Genomic DNA, 436 nt, shown 5'->3' with positions numbered 1-436 from the left:
CCGTGGACTGATGCACTCCCGCGGCTGAGCCTGAACGAGGCGCTCACACTCATCACGGTGTTCCTGGTGGTCTACGGCCTCGGCGTCGTGCGAGAACCCGAGCGTGTGCGGCAGAGCAGCCCGGACGACACGGCAGCCTCGATGGCCGGGCAGCAGCTGCGCGAGATTGCCGTCATCGCGGGGTGGGCAGGAACGACCATCGCGCTGTGGGCGGCCGTCGACGCCCAGGCGGAGTGGCAGGCCGCAGGTCACACGGCGGGCGAATCGGCAGGGCGCCTCGTCGCGGCACTGATGGCCGGCGCACTGATGGCGTCCTTGGCTGCCCTCGTACCGATCCGGTACCCACCTCACATTCAGGCGCTCGTCGACGAGGGCCGACGCGCCAATGAGAAGCGCATCCTGGAGCAGCTTCACGCTTGGGGCCTCTCACGCGAAC

At 69.3% G+C, this 436-nt stretch carries 1 protein-coding gene; it reads left to right on the top strand.

From position 1 onward, the window contains the following. Positions 1–57: 57 nt before the first annotated feature. The coding region (locus G3I17_RS39340) for a hypothetical protein (protein WP_203591365.1) at positions 58–436 on the top strand (379 nt) is incomplete at its 3' end.

The organism is Streptomyces sp. SID13031 (genome assembly GCF_010548305.1).
Taxonomy (GTDB): domain Bacteria; phylum Actinomycetota; class Actinomycetes; order Propionibacteriales; family Kribbellaceae; genus Kribbella.
Note: the sequence above shows the minus strand (reverse complement) of the source record. Positions and strands in the feature narration are given on the sequence as shown.